Source organism: Bacteroidia bacterium (genome assembly GCA_041391665.1).
Taxonomy (GTDB): domain Bacteria; phylum Bacteroidota; class Bacteroidia; order J057; family J057; genus JAGQVA01.
Genome location: JAWKNO010000003.1, coordinates 2,018,128 through 2,028,896 on the forward strand (window position 1 = coordinate 2,018,128; position 10,769 = coordinate 2,028,896).

Annotated in this window: 9 protein-coding genes and 1 pseudogene; 1 reads left to right on the forward strand and 9 read right to left on the reverse strand. The window is 44.8% G+C overall.

Annotation, left to right across the window (positions count from 1 at the left end):
- Nucleotides 1-90: 90 nt before the first annotated feature.
- The 8 genes from R3D00_30975 to R3D00_31010 form a co-directional block, all read right to left on the reverse strand.
- Nucleotides 91-1,209: a sialidase family protein gene (locus R3D00_30975; GenBank protein ID MEZ4777639.1), complete on the reverse strand. Its 1,119-nt coding sequence runs from the start codon at nucleotides 1,207-1,209 to the stop codon at nucleotides 91-93.
- The gene (locus tag R3D00_30980) at nucleotides 1,206-2,225 is read right to left on the reverse strand and encodes a PDDEXK nuclease domain-containing protein (GenBank protein MEZ4777640.1); all 1,020 of its coding nucleotides are present in this window, start codon (nucleotides 2,223-2,225) and stop codon (nucleotides 1,206-1,208) included. Before R3D00_30980 ends, R3D00_30975 begins: the two co-directional genes overlap by 4 nt.
- Before the next feature lie 85 nt (nucleotides 2,226-2,310).
- On the reverse strand, nucleotides 2,311-2,838 hold the full coding sequence (locus R3D00_30985) for a GNAT family N-acetyltransferase (protein ID MEZ4777641.1): 528 nt from the start codon (nucleotides 2,836-2,838) through the stop codon (nucleotides 2,311-2,313).
- Between the two features lie 38 nt (nucleotides 2,839-2,876).
- On the reverse strand, nucleotides 2,877-3,581 hold the full coding sequence (locus tag R3D00_30990) for an RloB family protein (protein ID MEZ4777642.1): 705 nt from the start codon (nucleotides 3,579-3,581) through the stop codon (nucleotides 2,877-2,879).
- Nucleotides 3,556-4,890 (reverse strand): ATP-binding protein, encoded by a 1,335-nt coding sequence (locus tag R3D00_30995; protein MEZ4777643.1) that lies wholly within the window; start codon nucleotides 4,888-4,890, stop codon nucleotides 3,556-3,558. The genes R3D00_30990 and R3D00_30995 overlap by 26 nt, the downstream gene beginning before the upstream one ends.
- A gap of 148 nt (nucleotides 4,891-5,038) precedes the next feature.
- The gene (locus R3D00_31000; protein MEZ4777644.1) at nucleotides 5,039-5,947 is read right to left on the reverse strand and encodes a sugar phosphate isomerase/epimerase; all 909 of its coding nucleotides are present in this window, start codon (nucleotides 5,945-5,947) and stop codon (nucleotides 5,039-5,041) included.
- A gap of 51 nt (nucleotides 5,948-5,998) precedes the next feature.
- Entirely contained in the window at nucleotides 5,999-7,501 is a 1,503-nt protein-coding gene (locus R3D00_31005; protein ID MEZ4777645.1) for an alpha-L-arabinofuranosidase C-terminal domain-containing protein, read from the reverse strand.
- Between the two features lie 206 nt (nucleotides 7,502-7,707).
- On the reverse strand, nucleotides 7,708-8,289 hold the full coding sequence (locus R3D00_31010) for a zinc-ribbon domain containing protein (protein ID MEZ4777646.1): 582 nt from the start codon (nucleotides 8,287-8,289) through the stop codon (nucleotides 7,708-7,710).
- 185 nt (nucleotides 8,290-8,474) lie between these two features.
- On the opposite strand from R3D00_31010, the gene R3D00_31015 reads away from it, so the two are divergent.
- Complete coding sequence (locus tag R3D00_31015) at nucleotides 8,475-10,016, forward strand: YifB family Mg chelatase-like AAA ATPase (GenBank protein MEZ4777647.1); 1,542 nt, start codon at nucleotides 8,475-8,477, stop codon at nucleotides 10,014-10,016.
- Between the two features lie 12 nt (nucleotides 10,017-10,028).
- Here R3D00_31015 and R3D00_31020 read toward each other — a convergent pair.
- Nucleotides 10,029-10,244 (reverse strand): annotated as a pseudogene (locus R3D00_31020) (transposase).
- Nucleotides 10,245-10,769: the final 525 nt, after the last annotated feature.

The window sequence follows — 10,769 nt, forward strand, 5'->3', positions numbered from 1 at the left end:
CCCGTTTTGTTGTAAATAAAAATTTTGTGCGGACACCGTCTTTGTTTGATGAATAACTATTTTGAAAATTATACAGATCCAATCCCTGCATTAATCCCGTCTGATTTTCCTGTTTGTGTAAATAATCTGTTCGTAAGGACTCTGTACGCCCGATTCAAACAAACAGCCCACGCGACCTTTTTTATCGATCACCAGATCAGAATAAGCAGAAGGGCCTGGGAATAAAACAATCGTTTGGGGCCATGTAAGTCCACTGTCCCGACTAATTTTCAGACACATATTTTCCCGCTTTTCGGTACTGGCGGGATTGGAAAAGAGTAAGACTGATTGATTTTTGTTGCGATACACCAGCAGGCTTCCCTGGCAGATGGGCTCAATCAGTTCATCCTGGAATCGCTGGTCAGTCCAGGTAAGTCCGCCGTCTTTGCTTGAGGCTACCTGCCTTTTTCGCTGGCTGCGGTCATAGTTGCGCATATTCAGCAAGATCTCGCCATTTTCCAGTTCTGCCACTTCGCATTCATTTACCATATCCATCGGAGTAGTTCCGCCCAGCTGCCATGTCTGTCCGTGGTCATCAGAAAAAATCACATGTGAAAAATACTTTTTAGTCTGCGCTTCTATATGATCGCAGGCAACCATAAGCCTTCCCTGATGAGAGCCATATTGCAGTTGAATACCGGAACCGGGCCCCGTGGCGTACCAGGTCCATTCGGGAAGTTTTACAGAGGCGGTGATTTCTACAGGTGATGACCAGTTTGCCCCGTCATCATCAGAGTGCATGACAAAAACCCTACGGGTATCCGTGCTGGTTTGGTCAATGATCTGAGGTTCGCGGTCTTTGCCAAGGTTCCAGGTAGATAGCAGATGAATGGTGCCTGTCACACGATCCAAAACCGGTGCAGGATTGCCGCAGGTATTGTCGTGATCATCCCATATTACCTGAAGGGCACTCCAGGTTTTACCACCGTCTTTTGACCGTTTGGATACCAGATCAATATCTCCGGTATCGCTGCATCCGCCTTTCCGGCCTTCAGCAATGGCGACAAGCAGGCCTTTTTCGGTGCAGATAATCGCAGGAATCCGAAAGCAGGCGTAACCACTTTCGCCATTTACAAATACTGGGATATTTCTACTTTTTGAAAGTGAATCGGAGGCATTTGTCCGGGCGAAAAGGGCCAGAGCAAATAAAAGGGTAATTGCTATTCTCATTTTAGTAGTTTTCTTCCTTCGATAACCTCTTTTGCTTCAAGATATGCCTGGTGCAATCGTTTTTCCAAATCTTTCCGGGAGGGTAACTCTGTCCAGTACTCGGCAACGATAATACCGTCTTTGTGCATTTCAAGTAATTCTACTTGCTCCCGGCTTGTTTCTGCACATAGAATCAACCCTACTGGAGTTTCTTCGCCAGGCTGCCTTTCGTGTTTATTTAGCCATTTTAGATATAACTCCATTTGCCCTTTGTGTTTGGCATGAAACTTACCAATTTTCAATTCAATAGCTACTAAACGCTTGAGCTTGCGGTGATAAAACAGCAAGTCTAAATAATGATCTTCTCCGTCAATGATCATTCGTTTTTGTCGTTCTACAAAGGCAAAACCTTTACCAACCTCCATTATGAATTTTTCTAATTCTTTCAGAATAGCAGTTTCAAGCTCAAATTCAAGATAGCCTACAGGCAAATTAAGGAAGTCCAGTAGGTACGGATCTTTGAAGTTATCGGACAAATGATGTGTAGTATCTGGCAATTGAAAATTAGCAATAGCTGTACGTTCGTACACTTTTTTTGCAATATATTTTCGTAGTCCTCTTACCCCCATATGTTCCTGAATGGCCTGTTGTGCATAAAACAGTCGTTGTTCTTCTGTTTTGAGAGGTAATATTGCCAGAAAATGTGACCAGCTTAAATGTTGTGTAAGGACAACAACTTTCCCAGAATCTGGAAAAGCAGCTGCAAATTGTAACATCCGCCTTAAATTTTTCTCCTCAAAGTTTCGCCCATATCGCTCTGTAAATTGTCGTGACAGTGTAACGACAATTTGCTTACCATACTCAGCTCGCTTATGTTCCAAAACAAATTCATTGATTCGTTTACCGACTTTCCAGAAAAGCTGAGTCAACACGCTATTAGCCTGCGAAATTACCAGTGCATGGTTTTGCTCAATCAAGCTGTTAAGCTCATTAAACAGAGCTAACTCTGCTTGTATTAGGTCTTTCTTTTTTGCCATTATTACCTATTTACTCGGGTTCTCTTGTCTGTTGTTTTATTTTCAGAAACCCTTCATCATCTTATCTTAAAAGGAATACTGTCACTTATATATGTCCTTTACTACCATACTCCTCCTTACTGATGCGATAATAAGCGGAGTTGGCGATTCCCTTACAATCGTCAAATTTCCAAAAGTGCATATTCAGCTTTTCCAGTACTCTTATGGAAGGGTTGTTTTCTGTAGAAGCACGTCCAATAATCTCATCCAGGTTCAGGTGATTAAAACCATAGTCCAGTGATGCCCTGGCAGATTCGGTTGCGTACCCTTTGTTCCATTCCTTCCGGAAAAACCGAAACCCAATATCCACAAATTTCTCCTCATTGAATTTCAGTCCGCACCAACCTAAAAACGCTTCCGAGACCTTATCCACAACCGCCCAGCGGCCATATCCATATTTTTTGTACGAATCATAATTTTCCAAAAATGTAGCGGCTTCCATGATTGAAGCGAAAGGTTTATCGCCGGTATACCGGACTACTTCCGGATCCGCATTCAGTTCATACATATTTGTGGCATCAGAGAGAGAAAACTCTCGCAGTATTAGCCTTGGGGTTTCGATTATAGGGGTCATTATTGGGGGTTATATCATCTCAAAAGTGGTCAGATTTTTTAAACATATTTTATCAACTCCTCTACAAGTCTAAATACTGTGGTAGATGATTCTTCAGAGGCTGGATCATTATGGTCAAATTGATTATAGTTCCTTCTTGCCCTTTCAATAGCTAATGATTTTCTTTCCTTTTGAGTTTTTTCGTCAATACCATCAAGTAATTCGAACAGATCTTCGGAAATTACCTTACTTCCTTTACCTTCATATTTCAATTTAAACGGCTTTAATAAATCATTGATTTTCCTATTATAATCATTACGATGCATTCCACCACCCTGGTGATCATCAAAATGAAGAATTATCCAGTATTCAAAAGCCTGATTGGAATATGCGACACCGAAGTTATATCCTTCAGCAATGGCAATTGCATTATTGAAGTCAATGTTGATGAAGTCGTCTTTGTCAAAAACACACCAAACCTGATCATAGGTTCCCTCCAGCGCTAATTGCATTGCCCTATTGACCAAAGATACCGTATTGTAACCTTCGCCAACGGGTTTAATCGTAGCAGAGGAAAGCCGAAATTGTCTGAAGTATGAAGGCTCAGTATTTTCCCCTTCACAAACAATCAAAATAGTTGGCTTTTCACGCAACATTGCCGCAGGCCTTTCTACATTTGGCTCAGATCTCCTGCGGGTTTTCAGTTGTTCTCTATGTCGTTGTTTGGCAGCAATCTGTTCAGCCTTTTTGTCCTTCATTTTCATACCGAAACAAGCGATTATTAAGGTTGTCAAAAAAGCCTAAAAATGGAACTGCCCCATATTTACCTCTGATATAATTTTCCTCAAAAGATTCTGTCCGCCTAACCGCTTCTGACTTAAAATCGGCTAAAGAATACAGCTTTGCTTCCCCATATTTATTTTTTTCTGTAAACCAGACCTGATCTCGTCTAAAAAGTTCGGAGCTTAAGAGATTGGTATCGTGAGTATTAAAAATTAATTGCGCATTCTTTTTATTCAACTCTTTGGAATTAAATAAAGACACAATTTTAGAAACCAAATTGGGATGCAACTTTGAATCAAGTTCATCAACAACCAGCATATATCCATTTTCGATAACATCTAAAATAGGGCCGGTCAACGCAAAAAACTTCCGGGTTCCTGAAGACTCGTCATCATCCAAAGAGAGGCTTACACTTCCAATTGCCTTTTTATTTAAATCATACCTTTTATGTATTACCAGAACGTCTGAAATAAATTCAGCATTTTCTTCATTTACCTCTTTAATGATTTTATCTCTTAACTCCATTGGGATATCTTTAGGAATTTTATCAATATCCAACTTTTGAAGTTTAATATCCTGTATTCCTAAATCGGCCGCTTTTAATAATTCTAAAATTTTGGCTTTGTGAAAAGGTTCTTCGGTTCTACCCATTGTAAACCCCTGATACCCTGACTCGTTTAAGCCGGAAATTGTTTTCAGGCTTTTAAACCAATCTATAACCGCAATAGATATGGTATCATTAAACTGTGCTGCTACAGAAACCAACAAAGCATTATCCCTCACTAATCCCTCTTTGATTACTGTATTGCCTTTTGTAAAATTTCTTTGATGGGTCTCAAATTTATTCGCCTCTCTATAGAAAAGCTCAATCTCTTTAGTCTTGGGTTTATAGTATAACCACTCAGAAACTACTTGTCTCCGGTCTGCTTCAAAACCATAGCGATACATGATATTTTTAAATGTGAAAATTACTTCAAACTCACTTGGTGCATTCTCTGTTTCAGTATTTAGCTTAAATGGCTCAACATTAATCTCGTCTCCTTTTTGTCCATATTTTGAGCTGGTAATGACAAAGTGTCTCATAAACATCAGTGCTTCCATAAATTTACTTTTCCCACTGGCATTGGCACCGTAAATCACAGCACTTTTTAAAATTCTCAGGTTGAACTTAGCATCATAACCAATGTTGTCAGACTCACGGGTGTCTTTATCATAGTTTGAGGCAACAAGGCTTAACGCAGCTCTATCTTTAAACGTGCGAAAGTTCTTAATTGAGAATTGGATAAGCATAATAATTGTATTTTTTGCGATATATGTGCAAATATACGTTTTATTTTACCAAAACATACAAAATACATACCCCATTCAATCAACAAAGCCAGCCTCATCTTGCGATAAAGCTGGCTTGTCTCCTATGTGATTTGCAGGTAAGATTCCCTTATGCAAATACCAGGTTCTTCAGGTATTGAGCATCCACCTCTGCGCTTTTCAGCGGCGTGGAGTTTTCATATTTTTCCTGCTCTACAATGTAGTATTCCATACCATTTTCGGCGGCTACCTTCAGTATTTTTGCATAGTCGATAGAGCCTGTACCCAGATCGCAGGAAGCATCCGCCTCTCCTTCAGGCGCTCCTTTCGTGCGGTCTTTGACATGGCAAAGGCGGAAACGGTTGGGGTACTTTTCCAGATATGCAATCGGATCTGCACCACCTGTCACAACCCAGTAAATGTCCATTTCAAAATCGACAGTAGCCGGATCGGTATTTTCCATCATATAATCCTGAGGAAATTGTCCCTCTAACTCCTGGAATGAATAGCCGTGGTTGTGATAGCCAAAACGAATGCCATTTTGCCTGCAGATTTCTCCACACTCGTTAAAAGTGTCGGCGATTTTTTTAAAGTCATCAAGGGTTTTTTGTGGCCCGACCCAGGGTGCGAGGAGGTATTTCATCCCAATCTCTGCAGCCTGTGCAGCTTTGGTTTCGAAGTTTTCTCTGAAATTACAATGGCTCGAAATCATTGTCATGCCCAGTTCGTCGAGATAGGCTTTAAACTCCATATGAGGCATATTCCAGAATAAACCCTGCGGGCCTTCATAACCCTCAAGCTGCTTGTAGCCAAAAGAAGCCACCTGCTTCAAAATTCCTTTAGGGTCAGCGGGCAGATCGTCTCTCAGTGTATATAGCTGCAAGCCAAATTCTTTCAATGTACCCCCCATAGCAGCTTCAGTACCTTCTGTCACTGCCGTCTGGCTGCCGCCACTTTTACATGCCCACTGGGGCAATACCAGCGTTCCGGCAGCTACTGCGCCAGCAACCTGAACAAATTTGCGTCGATTATACTTCATTTTTTTGAATATTTTGTGAGTAGGTGATATGACCTCTAAATATAATAAACATTACTTTATTTCCAGCACGACTACGGAAAACGGAGGAAGTGTAACCTTCAGCGTTTCTCCTTTTTTGCTGAATCCGTCAAAGCTTTTGGGAGCAACTGCATCCGGCTTTTCGAAGGAATTGTAGTCATTGATTTTGCCGGACGAAAGGATTGTACCGCTTACCTTTTTGAACTCAACCCCTCTGACTTCGAGGTCAACGGTGTTGGTCTTGGCGGCGTCGATATTTACCAGCGAAATATGAACCACCCCGGCAGAGTCTTTCGAAGCCGAAGCCGAAATCGCCGGCAGAGATTCCTTTCCATGCATAAAATCAACATTGGTGAGGTTAATTGGCAGCATTTGTGCGTCCTGATGTACGTTGTACATTTTCATCACGTGGTAAGTCGGGGTGAGGATGATTTTGTTTTCATTGGTCAAAATCACCGCCTGAAGCACGTTGATCGTCTGCGCCAGATTGGCCATTCTTACCCGGTCAGCGTGGTTGTTGAAGGTATTAAGGGTAGTACCGGCGATCATGGCATCGCGCATGGTATTTTGCTGGTAGAGAAAACCGGGATTGGTGCCGGGTTCAACGTCATACCATCCGCCCCATTCGTCCACGACAAGCGCTACGCGCTTGTTGGGATCATACTGATCCATAATCGCCGTATGGCGGGTGACGAGTTCCTCCATCTGAAGTGCCCGCTGCATGGTGGTAAAATACTGATCCTGCGAAAATTCGGTAGCAGAACCCTTAGCGCGCCAGTCTATCACCGAATAATGGTGAAGCGCCACGCCTTCGAGCAGGTTTCTCGGGATATTTTTCATCAGCACTTCCGTCCAATGGTAGTCATCCGAACTTGCACCCGAAGCAATGCGAAATACGCCCGAGCTATTGCCCCAGTCCCCCATAAAAGTGGTATACTGGCGGTAAATATTGGCATAATATTCGGCGGTCATATTTCCCCCGCAGCCCCAGGCCTCGTTGCCTACACCCCAGTATTTTACATGCCAGGGATTGTCGCGACCATTTTCTCTGCGCAGATCGGCCATCGGGCTTTTTCCGCCGTGATTGACGTACTGAAGCCATTCGGCGACTTCCTGTACCGTACCGCTGCCCACATTGGCGGAGAGATAGGGTTCGGTGCCCAGAAGTTCACACATATTGAGGAAGTCGTGGGTTCCGAAGCTATTGTCTTCGGTTACGCCTCCCCACCACTGATTGACGATGGAAGGGCGTTGGTCTTTGGGGCCAATACCGTCTTTCCAATGGTATGTATCGGCAAAACAGCCACCGGGCCAGCGCAGATTGGGGATTTTCAGATCTTTGAGTGCAGCGACCACATCGTTGCGCACACCGGCGGTATTGGGAATCTGGGTATTATTTTCCCCCACAAAAAAACCACCATAAATACACCGCCCCAGGTGTTCGGCAAAATGACCGTAAATATGTTTATTGATGGTGTATTTGCCCTGATCGGCATTGACGATTACACGGCTGGCGGGAGAACTCTGCCCATACATATTGAATGAAAAACAGGCAAAAAAAAGTGTTAGTAGTAATAGGCTGTTTATTTTCATAAGAAAAGGATTAATTGTTTTACCCTGTGAAAATAGAAAATCATATTTACCTTTTGCATTTTTTTTCCATTGACACCCGCACAAAAAACCCTGACTACCCGCTTTGAAACACAATTTTAATGATCGCCTCGTAATTGGGGGTATGTATCTTAATGACGATTTTTTGCTTTCTTCGCGGCAGTAAGATATGCTTTCATTTTTTCCGTGTTTCCCATTTCCTGATAGATTTCCGCAATTCTCAGCAAGATTTCAGGGTCAGTGGGTTCGCCATTTTGCAAGGCAGCAGACAGCTCCGTATTCAGGCTTTTCTGGTACCGGAGTTGTTTCCGGCAGTTTATGCAGTTCTTAGGCTTCGAGTACACGACAAATTGCAGTTCTTCATACCAGTACAGCTGTTCTTCCTTCGAAAAAGTGAAATGCTCCCGACAGGTTTCGCAGGTAAGTGATTTATTGATGTACATCAGATAGGGAAATCCGAAATCCCAGGGCGACTGAAAAGTATAATATTGCTTATCAGGATTCCCCAAAAGGGCCTTTCCGCTGGCAAAGCAGTCGTCACAGGCCCATATTGAAGGGTTCCGGGACAAGGTTTCCATCAATCCCTTCGACCGCGGGAGGCCGGTGGGGAGAGTAAGCCCATTAAACGGGAAAAGCGACAGCATTTTTGTGAGCTGCTTTTCTTTTACCTTTCCATGGCAGCAGGGGCAGGTTAAGTTGATTTTGGGGGACATAGGAGGCAGGGAATTACTTTCTTGCGCGGATTGGGTGCAGTCTAAAATATACGCAAATGTTTTATGTAGTGGTGTATTCCCCCCGTGAAAATAGAAAATCAAATTTACCTTTTGCATTTTTTTTCCATTGACACCCGCATAAAAAACCCTAACTACCCGCTTTAAAACACAATACCTATAAAAATATGCTTGTCAGAACTTATGGAAGCGCGGTGGAAGGCATTCACGCAACCATGATCACGGTGGAAGTAAATGTCGCCCAGGGCGAATTTGGTTATACCATGGTAGGCCTTGCAGACAATGCCGTTCGCGAAGGATACCAACGCATCCGTACCGCCTTTCTCAACAACGAAATCAAGTTTCCCCGCGCCCGCACGACCGTCAATATGGCCCCTGCCGACATTCACAAGGCGGGTTCGGCTTACGACCTCACCATTGCGATGGGCATCCTGGCCGCTGCAGGGGACATACGCCCCGACAAGGTGAGCGAGTATCTCATCATGGGCGAACTTTCTCTCGACGGAACCCTCCGGCCAATCAAAGGCGTTTTACCCATCGCCGTAGAAGTGCGCAAACACGGACTAAAGGGCATGCTTGTGCCGAAAAAAAATGCTGCCGAAGCCGCCATTGTCAACAATATCGACGTCATTCCCATCGAACATCTGATCGATGCCGTCGATTTTCTCGACGACCGGCGCGAGATCCCTCCCGTAGTGCGCGATACCCGCGAGATATTTTTCGACGCGCAGCGCGATTTTCCTTTTGACTTTTCCGATGTGAAAGGCCAGGAAAACGTAAAACGCGCCCTCGAAGTAGCCGCCGCCGGCGGGCACAACGCCATACTCATCGGTCCGCCCGGCGCGGGCAAAACCATGCTCGCCAAACGAATGCCCGCCATTCTGCCGCCGCTGTCTTTGCAGGAAGCGCTCGAAACCACCAAAATACACTCCGTTTCGGGGTTATTGGGAGAAAACACCTCCCTGGTGGCGCAGCGCCCTTTTCGTTCGCCGCACCATACCATCAGCGACGTGGCTCTGGTGGGAGGTGGCGGCGTGCCACAGCCCGGCGAAATCAGCCTTGCCCACAACGGCATCCTCTTTCTCGACGAGTTGCCCGAGTTTAAACGCACCGTGCTGGAGGTGCTGCGTCAGCCGCTCGAAGAGCGGCGGGTAACCGTTTCCCGCGCCAAAGTTACGGTGGACTACCCCGCCAATTTTATGCTCATTTCGAGCATGAATCCCTGCCCCTGCGGCTATTTTAACCACCCGGAAAAAAGCTGTGTGTGCGGGCAGCAGCAGATTCAGCGTTACATGGCCAAAATCAGCGGACCGCTGATGGATCGGATCGATCTGCACGTTGAGGTAACGCCCGTGCCGTTTGACGAACTTACCTCACGGGAAAATGGCGAAAGTAGCCAAATCATTCGCGAGCGGGTAATCGCCGCGCGGCAGATACAACTGGAACGGTTTAAGACATTGGAAGGCGTGTATTGCAACGCCATGATGCCCGCCAATATGGTGAGGAAGATTTGTCAGATCGACAAGCTGGGAGAAGGACTGCTCAAAACCGCGATGAAAAAGCTGGATCTGAGTGCCCGGGCCTTTGACCGGATACTGAAGGTATCGCGCACGATTGCCGATCTGGCAGCAGCGGAGGCCATACGGCCGGAGCATATCGCGGAGGCGATTCAGTACCGCAGTTTGGATCGCGATAGTTGGGGGAGTTGAAATGACGACTTGTTATTTTTTATAAAATTTATCATCCAGCCATTTTGCCGGATTGTTTTTAATGTATTCCGAGATTCTGATATAGGCCTTCTCGTTACGTATAATGTGTTCGTAATAATTGCGTTGCCATAATTTTCGGTTAAAGGGCCACCACCCCAATGTTTTCACACCCCGAATATATTCAACGGTTGTTATTGATTTGAATGCATCCATCACATCACCAACCGTTTTTCCATTTCCGGTAGGGGCAATCCCTTGTGGTTGCCCCATATCACCATTAACCAATGATTGCCCCGTATCACCATTAACCAATGATTGCCCCGTATCACCATTAACCAATGGTTGCCCCATATTTTGTGGGATATCCACGGTTTCATCGGGGGTATCCACCATTTTGGCAGGGGCAATCCCTTGTGGTTGCCCCGTATCACCATTAACCAATGGTTGCCCCATATTTTGTGGGGTATCCACGGTTTCATCGGGGATATCCACCATTTTGGTAGGGGCAATCCCTTGTGGTTGCCCCGCATCACCATTAATCAATGGTTGCCCCATATCACCATTAACCAATGATTGCCCCGTATCACCATTAACCAATGGTTGCCCCATATTTTGTGGGTTATCCCCGGTTTCATCGGGGGTATCCACGGTTTTGGTAGGGGCAATCCCTTGTGGTTGCCCCATATCACCATTAACCAATGATTGCCCCATATTTTGTGGGATATCCACGGTTTTATCGGGGGTATCCACCAT